Source organism: Cobetia sp. PS-4MA (assembly GCF_057670765.1).
The window spans coordinates 3,599,811-3,614,891 of the sequence record NZ_CM173107.1; the positions used below are offsets into that span (position 1 = coordinate 3,599,811).

Sequence of the window (15,081 nt, forward strand, 5' to 3'; positions counted from 1 at the left end):
TGGATGACAGCCCCGCGCGGCGGGGTGGACTGGCTAAAGGAGACCGCCATGCACGTGCTCTACGGCATCAAGACCTGCGATACCTGCCGCAAGGCGCGCCGCGCCCTCGATGGCCGGGGCGTGCCCTACCGCTGGCATGACCTGCGTGAGGATGGCCTCTCCGCCAGCCTGCTGGAATCCTGGCTGGAGCAGACCGCCTGGAGCAGCCTGCTCAACAAGCGCAGCACCAGCTGGCGCAACCTGAGCGATGAACAACGTGACAGCCTCGATGCCAACTCGGCACGCGCACTGATGCTGGAGCACCCGACCCTGATCAAGCGCCCTATCCTCGAACGCCATCCGGCCGAGGACGAGGTGGATCTGGTGATCGGCTATGACAAGGCGGTCTACGAACCGCAGGACTGAGTTACCTCTTACACCACTGGACACCCCGGAGATTGACACGATGTTGAGCCTTGCCCTCGGAATCGGCACCCAGAACACCACCGGCGACTGGCTGGAAGTCTACTATCCTGCCCCGCTGTTCAAGCCGACCGCTGCCGTTGCTGACGCCGCTCGCAAGGCACTGGACGCACCGGCCGGCACCACTGCCACGAGCTTCCTGCCGGAGCACTGTGCCGCCCTGGCAAGCGCCCTGCGCGACGCCGGCGACAGCGCCCAGGCCGAACTGGCCGAAAGCCTGGCCAGCTCCCAGCGCCCGCTGGTCGCCATGTTCCTCGAGGAAGATGCCGCGCCGCAGAGCGTGCCGGAGGTCTACCTCAAGCTGCACCTGCTGTCCCACCGAATGGTGCGTCCGCATGGCATCGACCTGACCGGCATGTTCGGGCTGCTCAAGAATGTCGCCTGGACCAGCGAAGGCGCCATCGACATCGAGGAGCTGCCGGCGCGTCGTCTCAAGGCCCGCCTGGAAGGTCGCACGCTGTCCGTGGACTGCGTCGACAAATTCCCGAAGATGACCGACTACGTGGTGCCGACCGGCATCCGTGTCGCCGATACCTCACGTGTGCGTCTGGGTGCCTACCTGGGCGAAGGCACCACCGTGATGCACGAAGGCTTCTGCAACTTCAATGCCGGCACCGAAGGCCCGGGCATGGTCGAGGGCCGTATCGCTGCGGGCGTCTTCGTCGGCAAGGGCTCCGACCTGGGCGGTGGCTGCTCCACCATGGGCACCCTGTCCGGTGGCGGCAACATCATCATCAAGGTCGGCGAAGGCTGCCTGATCGGCGCCAATGCCGGCATCGGCATCCCGCTGGGCGATCGTTGCACCGTGGAAGCTGGCCTCTACATCACCGCCGGCACCAAGGTCATGGTCTTCGACAATGAAGGCAAGGAAGTCGAGACGGTCGCAGCACGTGAGCTGGCGAACCAGGATGACCTGCTGCTACGTCGCAACTCCATCACCGGTCGCGTGGAATGCCTCACCAACAAGAGCGCCATCGCGCTCAATGATGCCCTGCACGCCCACAACTGAGGCGCGTGACGGCTGCCTGTCAGGCAAGTGAGCCAGACAGGTAGCCGCGGCATCTTCCGGCTCGGGCAGCGATGCTCGAGCCGGCACGAAGACATTTCGTCTCCCCCGAATTTCGCGTTGCCGCTCCTCGCGGCGACGCCTGCAGCGATGGCCCATGATGACTGATTCACACGCACCGCTTCCGTCACGCCCCAGCAATCTCTCGCCGACGCTGGAACTGGCCTTCGACCTGATCGAACGCCCTTCCGTCACACCGGATGATCTGGACTGCCAGGCCCTGATGATCGACCGTCTCGAGGCACTTGGCTTCACAATCACCCGCCTGCCCTTCGGTGATGTCGAGAATTTCTGGGCAGTACGCGGTCATCATGGTCCGGTGCTGGCCTTCGCCGGCCACACCGACGTCGTGCCCACCGGCCCGGAAGCCAACTGGCAGTACCCGCCGTTCTCACCGTGCATCGATGACGCCGGCTTCCTGTGTGGCCGTGGTGCTGCCGACATGAAGGGCTCGCTGGCCGCGATGCTGACCGCCACCGAGCGCTTCGTGACCGCCAACCCGGACCACGAAGGCCGCATCGCCTTCCTGATCACCTCCGATGAGGAAGGCCCGGCGGTTCACGGTACCCGCGCGGTGGTCGAGTATCTGCGCGAGCACCACGAACGCCTGGATTACTGCATCGTCGGCGAGCCGTCCTCCACCGACTACGCCGGTGACGTGATCAAGAATGGCCGTCGCGGCTCGCTCGGCGCCGTCATGCACGTGAAAGGCGTGCAGGGCCACGTGGCCTATCCGCACCTGGCACGCAACCCGATCCACGAGGCCGCCCCGGCATTGGCCGCCATGGCCGCTGAACACTGGGACGACGGCAACGACTTCTTCCCGGCGACCAGCTTCCAGATTTCCAACATCCGTGGCGGTACCGGCGCGACCAACGTCATCCCCGGCGAGCTGGAAGTGGTGTTCAACTTCCGCTATTCCACCGAGCTGACCGCCGATGACCTCAAGCGTCGCACCTACGAGATCCTCGAGAAGCACGGGCTGGACGTCGAGATCGAGTGGAACCTGAGCGGCGAGCCCTTCCTGACACCGGAAGGCGCGCTGGTCGATGCCGCCGTGCACGGCGTGGAACGCGCGCTGGGCCGCAAGCCGGTACTGTCCACCTCCGGCGGCACCTCGGACGGGCGCTTCATCGCCACGCTCGGCACCCAGGTGGTAGAACTGGGGCCGGTCAACGCGACCATCCACAAGATCGATGAACGCGTCATGGCCAGCGATCTGGACCAGCTCTCCAGCGCCTATGAACACATCCTGGAATACCTGTTTGTCCCCGCGACCCGAGAGACCACGGCATGAGCGACACCCCGCACACTGACGCCGATGAGCAATACCCGGACATCGAGATCTACCTCAAGCCCTTGAGCCTGGAAGCGCTCGGTGCCTGGCTGGGCGAGCAGTTCGGGCAGGTCGTCGTCTTCCAGCCGGCCGGCAAGCTGCAGCACCGGACCCGCCTCACGCGTGACGGCACCGAGATCGCGGTACTGGTCGTGGAGAAGGTCGCTGACGGGTTCGCCAGCCTGTGGTTCGACAGCGCCAGCACTCCCTGGGCACGTGATGTCGACTGTGCTCGCGCCGCCGCCCGAGGGCTGCAGGTCGAGGCGCGCTGCTCGCTGGGCAGCTGGCAGCCAGGTGATGAGCCGGACCGCTTCTTCCGCGTCATGGCCGATGGCAGCGAAGAGGCCTTCACCTGGCCAGACCAGGGCTGAGTGACGCGACGCTCGTCACCCCAATGTGCAGGCCATGAACGACAACGCCCCGCAGGCTAGCCTGCGGGGCGTTGTCGTCTTTCACTGAGCGAGTCAGCGATCAGGTGATGACCGTCACGTCATCCGCCTGCAGGCCACGCTCATTGCTGATGACGTGGTAACGCACCTTCTGACCTTCGGCCAGCGTGCGATGGCCCTTGCCACGGATGGCACGGAAGTGCACGAAGACATCTTCACCGCTCTCGCGGGTCACGAAGCCATAGCCCTTGTTGACGTTGAACCACTTGACCTCGCCGATCTCACGATCGTCGTCCTCGACTTCGGCCAGCGCCGCGGAACGCGGTGTCAGCACCGGAATGGCCAGGGTGGCGACCAGCAGCAGAATGAAGACGGCGACGGCAGCAGCGGCGTAGGCCAGTTCAAAGCCCTCGACGCTGAGTGCCGTGGACAGCGTGTCGGCCAGCTCGCCGCCGGTCAGGGTGATGAAGACGGCAATCAGCAACGGTGCCGGCAATGCCAGCAACAGACTGATGATGAAACAACGGAAGAACGATTTGGAACTCATCAAGATAAACTCTCTAAGCAATGGATTAAGGTGGAACGCGACAAGGCAGAAGGGGGTACTTCAGATGATCCATATCAGAATGTTCTGCCAGACGCCGCAGCAAGGGCAGAATCCGGGAGGATGACGACACGCGATGCGACCGTCAGTCGTCGGACCTCTGCCTGAACGCAACGCCTCACGGCGATGCCCGTGGCTGTCACTGACACTCGGTGTCAGCCTGGCCACGTCGTGGCTCGTGATGCGAGTCTCCCCACATCAGTCGATGGAACCGGCAGCCATGTCAGTGCCAGAGGCGAAACTGACAGCTGCCGTCAACAGGTGCACTGCGCGAAAAGAAAGCAGAACACACCGATATCAGTCTAACACGCCTCACCAGAATGCGTCTGATGCCACCACGTGCCTCCCCTCAACCCTTGTCGGTCCGCTTGTGGCTGGTGATATCCTCACGCCACTGACTCACCCACCGGGACTGACACCTCTCTTCAGGAGTTCATAGCGCATGTCGACCCCGACCGATCTTCCCGGCGATGCTCGGCTGGAAGCACGCCTGGAGGCGCTCGAAAGCCGCCTGGCCCACCAGGATGACTGGCTGGAGACGCTGGATCGCACCGTGATTGCCCAGCAACGCCAGATAGAGACGCTCGAGCGCCTCACCGCGCTGATGAGCGCGCAGCTGCGCCAATTGCGCGAATCTGGCAGTGAACGGACACAGACCGACTCACTGTCGCCTGCCGACGAGCTTCCTCCTCACTACTGAAGCGAGCACTGGCACCTGTGATCAAAACGCAGAACGGCCCCGCAGCGCATGCCACGGGGCCGTTCTTGTGCGTGCCTCCCTGACGGCCTGTCAGGAGACGCGAGCGCGGAGGGTCAGGCCATTCAGGCAGTCAGGCCATCCAGATAGCGCTCGGCGTCCAGCGCTGCCATGCAGCCAGTACCGGCAGAGGTGATCGCCTGGCGATAGACGTGATCCATCACGTCACCACAGGCATAGACACCGGGGATGCTGGTCTGGGTGGCATTGCCTTCCAGGCCGGACTGGACCTTGAGATAGCCGCCCTGCATCTCCAGCTGGCCTTCGAACAGGCTGGTATTCGGACGATGGCCGATGGCGATGAACACGCCCATCGAGCTCAGCTCCTTGGTGGCGCCACTCTCGACATGACGCAGACGCACGCCGGTGACGCCGGAGTTGTCACCCAGCACCTCATCCAGCGTGTGGTGCCATTCCACCGCCATGTTGCCGTTCTCGACCTTGTCGAACAGCTTGTCCTGCAGAATCTTCTCGGCGCGCAGGCTGTCGCGACGGTGCACCAGGGTGACCTTGGAGGCGATGTTGGACAGGTACAGCGCTTCCTCGACCGCGGTGTTGCCGCCCCCGACCACCACGACTTCCTGATTGCGATAGAAGAAGCCGTCACAGGTCGCGCAGGCCGAGACGCCCTGGCCCATGAACTGCTGCTCGCTCGGCAGGCCCAGATACTGTGCACTGGCACCGGTGGCGATGATCAGCGCATCACAGCTGTAGCTGCCGTTGTCACCCTTGAGCAGGAACGGACGCTCGCCGAGAGTCACTTCGTTGATGTGATCGAACAGGACTTCGGTCTCGAAGCGCTCGGCGTGACGGCGCATGCGCTCCATCAACTCCGGTCCCTGCACGCCGGCATCATCGCCCGGCCAGTTGTCGACATCGGTGGTGGTGGTCAGCTGGCCACCCATCTGCATGCCGGTGATCAGCAGCGGCTTGAGGTTGGCACGCGCGGCATAGACGGCAGCGGTGTAACCCGCCGGGCCGGAACCGAGGATGATCAGACGTTCGTGACGGACATTGCTCATGGATGACCTCAAGACAGATGAAGGCGGAAAATTCACCAGACGCCGGGTGACGACTGATGATCTATGTACTGAGCGATGCAGACAGCGCCTGCGATCGGCATGGCTCAGGACACGGAGTGGATGGTGAACAGGGACTGCGCAGATTAGCGCAGACGCGCCGAGCTTTCAGCACTGCGCTCAGACCGGCATCGCAGAAGCTTATGACGCTAGCCTCAGATACACGGAAGCCGCCGCCAGGGGCGACGGCTTCCGGTTCGCCTGCCAGTCGAGCCACTCATGGGAGGGTGTCGAAAGGCGGACGCTCGATCAGTCAGCGATGACGCGGCTGATCGCGACCAGGCAGCGACTTACAGGCTGCTGGAGTGACCTGCCAGGTACTTGGCGACACCTTCAGCGGTGTCCTTCATGCCTTCCTGACCTTCTTCCCAGCCTGCCGGGCAGACTTCGCCGTTGGTCTGGTGGAACTGCAGGGCCTTGACCATGCGGACCATCTCGTCGACGTTGCGGCCCAGCGGCAGGTTGTTGACGACCTGGTGCTGAACGACACCGTCTTCGTCGATCAGGAAGGACGCGCGCAGTGCGACGCCAGCTTCCGGGTGCTCGACACCGAAGGCCTGCACGATTTCGTGCTTGACGTCAGCCACGATCGGGAAGCCGACTTCACCGATGCCGCCAGCGTCCGGAGAGGTCTTGCGCCATGCGTGGTGAGTGAACTGGGAATCGATGGAAACACCGATGACTTCAACGCCGAGTTCCTTGAACTTCGCCAGACGGTTGTCGTGGGCGATGATTTCAGACGGGCAAACGAAGGTGAAGTCCAGCGGCCAGAAGAACAGCACACGCAGCTTGCCGTTGGAATCAGACAGCTTGTAGTTGTCGACGATGGTACCGTCGCCCAGCACAGCTGCGGCTTCGAAATCCGGGGCCTGACGTCCGACCAATACGCTCATGGTGATCTCCTGAGAAATGATGATGGAAGGCGCAAAGCCGCCTTCGTGATGAATCGCCACACAGACTAATCGCCTCAGGTGGCAGATGCCAAATGTTTGGCGCAATCACCATCATAGAGTTTGCCTATGAAAGCTCGATGACGATGCCTGCTGCGCCGGAATCATAAGTGACCTCTGAAACAGAATACAGTATCTCCTGTGCACTGCTCGGGATTCTCGCTCTTGCGGCGCGATTCGGGGCAGATGCGCTGAATCAGGGCACCTGAGATCGCGTCTGAGATCGCCCCCCCCCCCGAGGTCAGAGCACGTCATCGTCCTGGCCGATATCCAGGCCGTCCAGCTCACCACTGACGGGGTCCACCTGCTGGCGCACCTGAATCGGCTGACAGCAGCGCTCGCAGTCGATGATGTTGGTCAGACTGCCCTCGTCCAGATCCAGGAACACCGTGAAGGGCGTGTCACAGTAGGGGCAGTTGATTTCCGCCTCGTGCAGCGCCTCACTGGTCACGCCCTCATGCTTGTCCTCGAGCAGCTCATGCCCCGGCCACTCATCGGACTGCCCCGAGGAATGCTCCGCCAGCCACTGCTCGACGGCAGCATCCAGTACCTCGTCATCTTCCGGCAACTCACCCGGCTCACGCCCTTGATCACTCATGCCAACCTCCGTCATGTCATGTGAGAGATGCGATTGATCGCGGCGAAGGCCTTGCCAGCGGCTGACAGTCCACGAGCCATGAGCGCCATGCTCACCTCCCTCACGATGTCTCTCATCCGTCTCTATGGCAGCGAACGCGACGCGGGGTTCCTCACTGCGCACTATCCTCAAGCAAGCAGGCGCTTGAATTCCGGTCAGATGATGACCATAGCCTTATATAGGCAGTATCCCGCGATTTGGCAGTCGCTCTCAGGCGACGCGTCGCAGCCGGCCAAGGCACCTGACGCACCTGTTGGATGACACATCAGCAGTCTGGCCGGTGAAGACAACGACAAGGAGGAGAATCATGGGTTCCCAGCGCTCTCAGTCACTGGATTCGCTCAATACCCTCTCCGAACTGCAGGTCGGAGACAGGCAATATCACTACTACTCGCTCAAGAAGGCCGCCGAGTCGCTTGGCGACCTGACGCGACTGCCCTTCACGCTCAAGGTGTTGCTGGAGAACCAGCTGCGCTTCGAGGATGGTGACACTGCCACCAAGGACGACATCAAGGCGCTGGCCGACTGGCAGAAGACCGCCTCCAGCACTCATGAGATCGGCTATCGCCCGGCCCGCGTGCTGATGCAGGATTTCACCGGTGTGCCCGGCGTCGTCGACCTGGCCTCCATGCGTGACGCCGTCAAGACACTGGGCGCGAACCCCGAGAAGGTCAATCCGCTGACCCCGGTGGATCTGGTCATCGACCACTCGGTGATGGTGGATCACTACGGTGACCCGAGCGCCTTCAAGGACAACGTGCGCATCGAGATGGAGCGCAACCGCGAGCGCTACGAGTTTCTGCGCTGGGGCCAGCAGGCCTTCGACAACTTCTCCGTCGTCCCGCCGGGTACCGGCATCTGCCACCAGGTAAATCTGGAATATCTCGGTCGCGCCGTCTTCACCCGCGAGGAAGATGGCAAGACGCTCGCCTACCCTGACACCCTGGTCGGCACCGACTCCCACACCACCATGATCAATGGCCTGGGCGTGCTGGGCTGGGGTGTCGGCGGGATCGAGGCGGAAGCCGCGATGCTCGGCCAGCCGGTCTCGATGCTGATTCCGGAAGTGGTCGGCTTCAAGCTGACCGGCAAGCTCAACGAAGGCATCACCGCGACGGACCTGGTGCTGACCGTCACCCAGATGCTGAGAAGCCGTGGCGTGGTCGGCAAGTTCGTCGAGTTCTACGGTGATGGCCTGGACGACCTGCCACTGGCGGACCGCGCGACCATCGCCAACATGGCGCCGGAATATGGTGCCACCTGCGGCTTCTTCCCGCTGGATGACGAGACGCTCAACTACATGCGTCTGTCCGGCCGCTCCGATGAACAGGTCGCGCTGGTCGAAGCCTATGCCAAGGAGCAGGGTCTGTGGCGTGAGCCGGGCCACGAGCCGATCTTCTCCGACACCCTGGAGCTGGACATGGGTGAGGTCGTCGCCTCTCTGGCCGGCCCCAAGCGTCCGCAGGATCGCGTCGCGCTCACCGACATCAAGCAGACCTTCGAGAAGATCCTCGATGACCAGCTGGGTCAGATTCCCGCGGTCGAGGACGGCAAGTGGCTGTCCGAGGGTGGCCAGACCGCCGTCGATGTCGAGCAGAGCTACGAGAAGGATACCGACTACAGCGAGCTGGACGGCGAGACCTTCCGTCTCGATCACGGGGACGTGGTCATCGCCGCCATCACGTCCTGCACCAACACCTCCAACCCCAGCGTGATGCTGGCGGCAGGCCTGGTGGCCCGCAAGGCACGCGAGAAAGGCCTGCGCACCAAGCCATGGGTCAAGACTTCTCTGGCACCGGGTTCCAAGGTCGTCACCGACTATCTCGCCTCGGCGGGGGTTCAGGATGACCTCAACGAGCTGGGCTTCAATCTGGTCGGCTATGGCTGCACGACCTGCATCGGCAACTCCGGCCCGCTGCCGGACCCTGTCGAAGCCGCCATCAACGAGCGTGACCTGACGGTCGCCTCGGTGCTGTCGGGCAACCGCAACTTCGAGGGTCGCGTGCATCCCAACGTCCGCACCAACTGGCTGGCGTCACCGCCCCTGGTGGTGGCCTACGCCCTCGCCGGCACCGTGCGCACCGACCTCTCCAAGGAGCCGCTGGGCAAGGACAACGACGGCAACGATGTCTTCCTCAAGGACATCTGGCCCACCCAGGCGGAAATCGCCACGGCCGTCGAACAGGTACGCACCGAGATGTACCGCAAGGAGTACGCTGAAGTCTTCGACGGCGACGAGACCTGGCAGGCCATCGAGGTACCGGAAGCCGAGGTGTATGAATGGAAGGATTCCACCTACATCCAGCATCCGCCGTTCTTCGAAGGCATGGAGCGCGAGCCAAAGGCCGTGCAGGACGTCGAGAACGCTCGCGTGCTGGCCATGCTCGGCGATTCGGTGACCACTGACCACATCTCACCGGCCGGTGCCATCAAGCCGGACAGCCCGGCGGGTCGCTACCTCAAGGAGAACGGTGTCGAGGTCAAGGACTTCAACTCCTATGGCTCGCGTCGCGGCAACCACGAGGTGATGATGCGCGGCACCTTCGCCAACGTGCGCATCCGCAACGAGATGCTCGATGGCGTCGAGGGCGGCGAGACACGCCACGTGCCCTCCGGCGAGCAGATGGCCATCTACGATGCCGCCATGAAGTATGCCGAGGAAGGCACGCCACTGGTGGTGGTCGCGGGCAAGGAGTACGGCACCGGCTCCTCACGTGACTGGGCCGCCAAGGGCACCCTGCTGCTGGGCGTGCGTGCGGTGATTGCCGAGTCCTATGAGCGCATCCACCGCTCCAACCTGATCGGCATGGGCGTGGTGCCGCTGCAGTTCCCCGAAGGCGAGAGCCGCCAGTCTCTCGGCCTGACCGGTGATGAGGAAATCAGCATCAGCGGTCTGAATGACCTGACGGCCGGCGGCAAGGTCCAGGTCACTTTCAAGAGCGACAAGGGTGAGCAGAAGATCGAGGCGCTGTGCCGCATCGATACCGACAACGAGCTGGAGTACTACCGCCACGGCGGCATTCTCCATTACGTGCTGCGCGGCATGCTGTAACCCGCCAGCCGCTGATCGCAGCGCTGACCGCAATACAAAAGCCCCCGCAGGCATGGCCTGCGGGGGCTTCTTCATTTGCACACTCTGTTTCAGGCAATCTGCTTCATGCGCTCACTGACGGCGCAGGCGCGATCAGAACGCCTTGCGACGGTAGGCGCGGTAACGCGGCTGCCAGAAGTTCTTCTCGATGTTGGCCTGGATGATCTCGTCGCTGGAGGTCAGCGCCACGCCATCGGCCTGGGCCTGACGTGCCACGTCGAAGGCGATCTGACGGCTGATGTCCTGGATGTCGCCCAGCGACGGCAGCAGCGCGCCCTCGCCCTTCAGGACGATGGGAGCGTTGTTGGCCAGCGCATTGGCCGCGGCCATCAGCATGTTGTCGGTGATGCGTGAGGCGCTGGATGCCAGCACACCGAGACCGATGCCCGGGAAGATGTAGGCATTGTTGCACTGGGCAATCGCGTGGGTGTGGCCGTTGTGCTCGACCGGCGCGAACGGGCTGCCGGTGGCGACCAGTGCCTTGCCGTCGGTCCACTCGATGACTTCCGCCGGGGTCGCTTCGACGCGTGAGGTCGGGTTGGACAGCGGCATCACCAGCGGGCTCTCGCAACCGGCCTGCACGGCACGGATCACGTCTTCGCTGAACAGGCCACGCTGGCCGGAGACACCGATCAGCACGCTCGGCCTGGCGGCCTTGACCACATCCAGCAGGCCGCGGTCACCGAAGTCGGCCACGCTTTTGACGTCGTGAGCCAGACGGCTCTGGAAGTCGTAGAGGCCTTCCATGTCGCTGGTCAGCAGGCCGAAGCGATCGACCATGAAGACACGCTTGCGGGCCTCGGCCTCGTCCATGCCTTCCTTGACCATCGCCACCACGATCATCTCGGCGATGCCACAGCCGGCACTGCCGGCACCCAGGAAGGTCACGCGCTGGTCGGAGAGCTTCTCGCCCTTGGCCTTGCAGGCCGCCATCAGGGTCGCGACCACGACGGAGGCGGTGCCCTGGATGTCGTCATTGAAGCAACAGACTTCATCGCGGTAACGCTCGAGCAACGGCATGGCGTTGGCCTGCGCGAAGTCCTCGAACTGGATCATGGCCTTCGGCCAGCGACGCTTCACGGCAGTGATGAACTCGGCCACGAAGGCGTTGTAGTCATCACCGGTGACACGCTCGTGACGCCAGCCCATGTAGCGCGGGTCGTCGAGCAGCTTCTGGTTGTTGGTGCCCAGGTCCAGCGAGATCGGCAGGGTGTAGGCCGGGCTGATGCCGCCACAGGCGGTGTACAGCGACAGCTTGCCGATGGGGATGCCCATGCCGCCGATGCCCTGATCGCCCAGGCCCAGGATACGCTCGCCATCGGTGACGACGATGACCTTGACGTTGTCCTTGGTCGCGGAGCGCAGGATGTCATCCATGTGCTCGCGGTCCGGGTAGGAGATGAACAGGCCACGGTGGTTGCGGTAGATGTTGGAGAACTCCTCGCACGCCTGACCGACGGTCGGGGTGTAGATGATGGGCATCATCTCCTCGAGGTGCTCCTCGATCACGCGGAAGAACAGGGTCTCGTTGTCGTCCTGCACCGAGCGCAACAGGATGTGCTTGTCGAGGTCGGTGGCGCACTGCTGATACTGGCTGTAGACGCGCGCGACCTGCTCTTCGATGCTCTCGACATTCTGCGGCAGCAGGCCCATCAGATTGAAGCTGACACGCTCCTCGAGGCTGAAGGCGCTGCCCTTGTTGAGCAGCGGCATCTCGAGCAGGCTCGGGCCGGCGTAGGGAACGTACAGGGCGCGCTTGGAAGTATCCGTCATGGCGAGACTCTTGAATCAGTGGGGACGACCTCACGCTCGGCAAGCTTCTCGGCATGCCGGCAGACACGCGCAGCATGCCCGCTGAAGCACCGCAGAAGACCTGCTGGCAACCGGGCGTCCGAGGGACCTTTCGACGTGCAGTTTCCACGTGCGAACAAGGCATGATGATAGCACGCGCAGTGCTATCTCCGGCAGCCTGTGCAGGGTCGGCGTGCGTTGCGCAGACAAGGGTGCTGCATGACGAGAAACGCCCCGCTCATCCCCCTGACGGGGAAGGAGCGAGGCGTTCGCGATCACGTGCGGGGAATGGCTCAGGCCAGATCGGCACGCGATGCCGGCTTGCGCGGCGCAAGCGCGAAGAACGGGCGCAGCTTCACGCCCAGCATGTTGCCGGCGAAGGCCATCACCAGCCACAGCCAGCCATGCAGGCTGCCGGAGGAGATGCCACCGAAGTAGGCACCGATGTTGCAGCCGAAGGCCAGGCGCGCACCATAGCCCAGCAGCAGACCACCCAGCACGGCAGCCACCACCGAGCGCAGCGGAATGTTCCACTTCGGCGCGAACTTGCCGGCCAGCAGCGCCGCCGCCAGCGCCCCCACCACGATACCGATGTTCATCACCGTAGTGATGTCTTGATAGAGCGGTGCGGCCAGTGCCTTGGCATTGCCCGCCGCCTGCCAGTAGCCCCAGTCACTGACATCGAAGCCCAGCGCGGTATAGGCCTTGGTGCCCCACAGCGCGAAGGCCGAGGTGATGCCCCAGGGACGACCGGCCAGCGCCAGCGTCACGAAGTTGAGCAGCGCCAGCGCCACGGCACCCGCCAGCAGCGGCCAGGGACCCCGCAGAAAGCGTGACAGACCACGCGGCTGACTGTCGGTCACGGTGGCCTTCTCGAGCTCACCGTGACGGCGCTTCTCCAGCGTGCGTGTCACCACCACGATGATGGCGAACAGCACCAGGCTGACGATGATGCCACCCAGCGCGCCGAAGCTGTCCACCAGCGAGACGGCGGGCAGCGACGGCAGGCTCTGCCACCAGCTGAAGTGCGCGGTGCCGATCACCGAGCCGACGCAGAAGAAGATCAGGGTGATCACCATGCGCGCATTGCCGCCACCGACGGTGAACAGCGTGCCCGAGGCGCAGCCGCCGCCCAGCTGCATGCCGAGCCCGAACAGGAAGGCACCGACCACTACCGAGACACCCAGCGGCGAGACGAAGCCGGAGACCTCCTGCCCCCACAGACTGCCCGAGGCCAATACCGGGAAGAACAGCACCACGGCGATCGCCAGCATCAGCATCTGGGCACGCAGGCCGCGTCCTCGGCGCTCGGTGATGAAGACTCGCCAGGCGGAGGTAAAGCCGAAGGCCGCGTGGTAGAGCACCACGCCCAGCGCGCCCCCTACCAGCATCAGCAAGCCCTGGCGCCAGCCGGACACCAGCCCCAGCAGGATGGCAGCCACCACCAGCAAGCCTCCGGCCAGAATGGCCTTCGGGTTGATGGCGGTCGTCGGCAGGCCGGACTGGCTGGCCTTGCCGGGTATCGCATCGTGACTCATGTCTTGCTCCTTGAACGAAGTCGTCATGTCGCGTTCATCAATGCGGCAAGCCTAACGCGTTGCCTTATAGCTGTGAACGAATTTTCAGCACGCCATCCATTCCGCCATGGAATATGAGTCACCCCCGTCAGCTCACCTCCCAGACGACGACGCCCGCCATCGAAAGCGATGGCGGGCGTCTGGTGCCGGGCTGTGCAGGGTGTCCTCGAGATTACACGAAGTTGCCCAGACCGACGGCACGACGCAGGCGCTCCATCATCGGCGCGGCCTCATCGCGCGCACGCTCGGCACCACGCTTGAGGATGGCTTCGACATGTGCCGGATCTTCCATCAGCTCGACGTAACGCTCACGCGGCGCCTTGAGATGGTCGTTCAGGTATTCGAACAGCTGATTCTTGGCATCGCCCCAGCCAATGCCGGCGGCGTACTGCTCACGCATGGCGGCGACTTCCGCCTCGGTGGCGAAGGCGGAATAGATCTGGAACAGGGAACAGGTATCCGGGTCCTTCGGCTCCCCCGGCTCCAGCGAATTGGTCTTGATCTTGCGCACGCTCTTGAGCAGCTGCTTCTCGGTGCCGAACAGCGGAATGGTGTTGTTGTAGCTCTTGGACATCTTGCGGCCATCGAGGCCCAGCAGCAGCTGGGATTTCTCGTCGGTCACCGCCTCGGGCATGGTGAAGTAGTTGCCCTTGAAGAGGTGGTTGAAGCGCCCGGCCATGTCACGCGCCATCTCGATATGCTGGATCTGGTCACGCCCCACCGGCACCTTGTGGGCATTGAACATCAGGATGTCCGCCGCCATCAGCACCGGATAGCTGAACAGCCCCATGCTGATGCCACGATCCACGTCCTCGATGCCCGCTTCCTCGTTCTCGGCCACGGCGCCCTTGTAGGCATGCGCACGGTTCATAAGGCCCTTGGCGCAGACACAGTTGAGCAACCACATCAGCTCCGGAATCTCCGGCACATCCGACTGGCGATAGAAGATGGCGTTGTCGGTGTCCAGCCCCAGCGCCAGCCAGGTGGCGGCGATCTCACGGCGGGATTCCTGCACGCGCTTCGGGTCCTGACACTTGATCAGAGCATGGAAATCGGCGAGGAAATAGAAGGACTGGACCGTCGGGTCCTGGCTGGCCTCGATGGCGGGCTTGATGGCGCCGACATAGTTGCCGAGGTGAGGGGTGCCGGTGGTCGTGATGCCGGTAAGAACGCGGGTCTTGGTCATGGATGCACTTCTTGGGCGTCTGAGTCGGGGAGCGTGCCACTTGGCGGGACCTGCTCACAATGAATCACGACAGGGCACGACGGCGCGCATCACGATGCGATGAACCCGCCATGTCCTGCCGCTGCATTGCGCTCATCTTACCCTGAGGGGCATGGC

General features: G+C 63.6%; 13 protein-coding genes. 6 read left to right on the forward strand and 7 right to left on the reverse strand.

Annotated features, from left to right (window positions below):
• The first annotated feature begins 48 nt into the window (after window positions 1–48).
• The 4 genes from AC26AR_RS15110 (at window position 49) to AC26AR_RS15125 (ending at window position 3,235) form a co-directional block, all read left to right on the forward strand.
• Window positions 49–405 (forward strand): ArsC family reductase, encoded by a 357-nt coding sequence (locus AC26AR_RS15110; protein WP_136939639.1) that lies wholly within the window; start codon window positions 49–51, stop codon window positions 403–405.
• Between the two features lie 40 nt (window positions 406–445).
• On the forward strand, window positions 446–1,471 hold the full coding sequence (dapD, locus tag AC26AR_RS15115) for a 2,3,4,5-tetrahydropyridine-2,6-dicarboxylate N-succinyltransferase (RefSeq protein WP_289864291.1): 1,026 nt from the start codon (window positions 446–448) through the stop codon (window positions 1,469–1,471).
• A gap of 157 nt (window positions 1,472–1,628) precedes the next feature.
• Window positions 1,629–2,825 carry a succinyl-diaminopimelate desuccinylase gene (gene dapE / locus AC26AR_RS15120; RefSeq protein WP_084209577.1) on the forward strand — a complete coding sequence of 399 codons (1,197 nt, stop codon included), beginning with the start codon at window positions 1,629–1,631 and terminating at the stop codon, window positions 2,823–2,825.
• Window positions 2,822–3,235, forward strand: coding sequence for a hypothetical protein (locus tag AC26AR_RS15125; protein ID WP_341542468.1), 414 nt, complete (start codon window positions 2,822–2,824; stop codon window positions 3,233–3,235). The genes dapE and AC26AR_RS15125 overlap by 4 nt, the downstream gene beginning before the upstream one ends.
• A gap of 100 nt (window positions 3,236–3,335) precedes the next feature.
• On the opposite strand, the gene AC26AR_RS15130 is transcribed toward AC26AR_RS15125, so the two are convergent.
• Complete coding sequence (locus AC26AR_RS15130) at window positions 3,336–3,800, reverse strand: cold-shock protein (protein ID WP_077377808.1); 465 nt, start codon at window positions 3,798–3,800, stop codon at window positions 3,336–3,338.
• Between the two features lie 499 nt (window positions 3,801–4,299).
• Here AC26AR_RS15130 and AC26AR_RS15135 point away from each other — a divergent pair, with 499 nt between their 5' ends.
• A complete protein-coding gene (locus AC26AR_RS15135; protein ID WP_077377805.1) occupies window positions 4,300–4,557 on the forward strand; it encodes a SlyX family protein in 258 nt (85 codons plus the stop codon).
• A gap of 122 nt (window positions 4,558–4,679) precedes the next feature.
• Here the strand turns inward: AC26AR_RS15135 and trxB are convergent, their stop codons facing one another.
• The 3 genes from trxB to AC26AR_RS15150 all read right to left on the reverse strand — a co-directional run bounded on the left by trxB (window position 4,680) and on the right by AC26AR_RS15150 (window position 7,241).
• Entirely contained in the window at window positions 4,680–5,636 is a 957-nt protein-coding gene (gene trxB, locus AC26AR_RS15140) for a thioredoxin-disulfide reductase (RefSeq protein WP_077377802.1), read from the reverse strand.
• Window positions 5,637–5,983: 347 nt separating this feature from the next.
• Window positions 5,984–6,586: a peroxiredoxin gene (locus tag AC26AR_RS15145; protein WP_065392448.1), complete on the reverse strand. Its 603-nt coding sequence runs from the start codon at window positions 6,584–6,586 to the stop codon at window positions 5,984–5,986.
• 298 nt (window positions 6,587–6,884) lie between these two features.
• On the reverse strand, window positions 6,885–7,241 hold the full coding sequence (locus AC26AR_RS15150) for a zinc ribbon domain-containing protein (protein WP_084207812.1): 357 nt from the start codon (window positions 7,239–7,241) through the stop codon (window positions 6,885–6,887).
• A 346-nt stretch (window positions 7,242–7,587) separates the two neighbouring features.
• Between AC26AR_RS15150 and acnA the strand changes: the two genes are divergently transcribed.
• Window positions 7,588–10,332 carry an aconitate hydratase AcnA gene (gene acnA, locus AC26AR_RS15155; RefSeq protein WP_077377793.1) on the forward strand — a complete coding sequence of 915 codons (2,745 nt, stop codon included), beginning with the start codon at window positions 7,588–7,590 and terminating at the stop codon, window positions 10,330–10,332.
• Between the two features lie 132 nt (window positions 10,333–10,464).
• Here acnA and AC26AR_RS15160 read toward each other — a convergent pair whose 3' ends face one another.
• From AC26AR_RS15160 to AC26AR_RS15170, 3 genes are all read right to left on the reverse strand, one after another.
• On the reverse strand, window positions 10,465–12,144 hold the full coding sequence (locus AC26AR_RS15160) for an NAD-dependent malic enzyme (RefSeq protein WP_488107278.1): 1,680 nt from the start codon (window positions 12,142–12,144) through the stop codon (window positions 10,465–10,467).
• A gap of 311 nt (window positions 12,145–12,455) precedes the next feature.
• Complete coding sequence (locus AC26AR_RS15165; RefSeq protein ID WP_488107279.1) at window positions 12,456–13,700, reverse strand: YeeE/YedE family protein; 1,245 nt, start codon at window positions 13,698–13,700, stop codon at window positions 12,456–12,458.
• Between the two features lie 211 nt (window positions 13,701–13,911).
• Complete coding sequence (locus tag AC26AR_RS15170; RefSeq protein ID WP_084207810.1) at window positions 13,912–14,925, reverse strand: tryptophan--tRNA ligase; 1,014 nt, start codon at window positions 14,923–14,925, stop codon at window positions 13,912–13,914.
• Window positions 14,926–15,081 lie beyond the last annotated feature (156 nt).

What these genes read in the sequence shown, in the direction of transcription:
- AC26AR_RS15160 (WP_488107278.1), bottom strand. Translation starts at nt 12,144, where the DNA reads ATGACGGATACTTCCAAGCGCGCCCTGTACGTTCCCTACGCCGGCCCG.
- acnA (WP_077377793.1), top strand. Translation starts at nt 7,588, where the DNA reads ATGGGTTCCCAGCGCTCTCAGTCACTGGATTCGCTCAATACCCTCTCC.
- AC26AR_RS15165 (WP_488107279.1), bottom strand. Translation starts at nt 13,700, where the DNA reads ATGAGTCACGATGCGATACCCGGCAAGGCCAGCCAGTCCGGCCTGCCG.
- AC26AR_RS15170 (WP_084207810.1), bottom strand. Translation starts at nt 14,925, where the DNA reads ATGACCAAGACCCGCGTTCTTACCGGCATCACGACCACCGGCACCCCT.
- AC26AR_RS15145 (WP_065392448.1), bottom strand. Translation starts at nt 6,586, where the DNA reads ATGAGCGTATTGGTCGGACGTCAGGCCCCGGATTTCGAAGCCGCAGCT.
- dapE (WP_084209577.1), top strand. Translation starts at nt 1,629, where the DNA reads ATGACTGATTCACACGCACCGCTTCCGTCACGCCCCAGCAATCTCTCG.
- AC26AR_RS15130 (WP_077377808.1), bottom strand. Translation starts at nt 3,800, where the DNA reads ATGAGTTCCAAATCGTTCTTCCGTTGTTTCATCATCAGTCTGTTGCTG.
- AC26AR_RS15125 (WP_341542468.1), top strand. Translation starts at nt 2,822, where the DNA reads ATGAGCGACACCCCGCACACTGACGCCGATGAGCAATACCCGGACATC.
- AC26AR_RS15150 (WP_084207812.1), bottom strand. Translation starts at nt 7,241, where the DNA reads ATGAGTGATCAAGGGCGTGAGCCGGGTGAGTTGCCGGAAGATGACGAG.
- AC26AR_RS15110 (WP_136939639.1), top strand. Translation starts at nt 49, where the DNA reads ATGCACGTGCTCTACGGCATCAAGACCTGCGATACCTGCCGCAAGGCG.
- trxB (WP_077377802.1), bottom strand. Translation starts at nt 5,636, where the DNA reads ATGAGCAATGTCCGTCACGAACGTCTGATCATCCTCGGTTCCGGCCCG.
- AC26AR_RS15135 (WP_077377805.1), top strand. Translation starts at nt 4,300, where the DNA reads ATGTCGACCCCGACCGATCTTCCCGGCGATGCTCGGCTGGAAGCACGC.
- dapD (WP_289864291.1), top strand. Translation starts at nt 446, where the DNA reads ATGTTGAGCCTTGCCCTCGGAATCGGCACCCAGAACACCACCGGCGAC.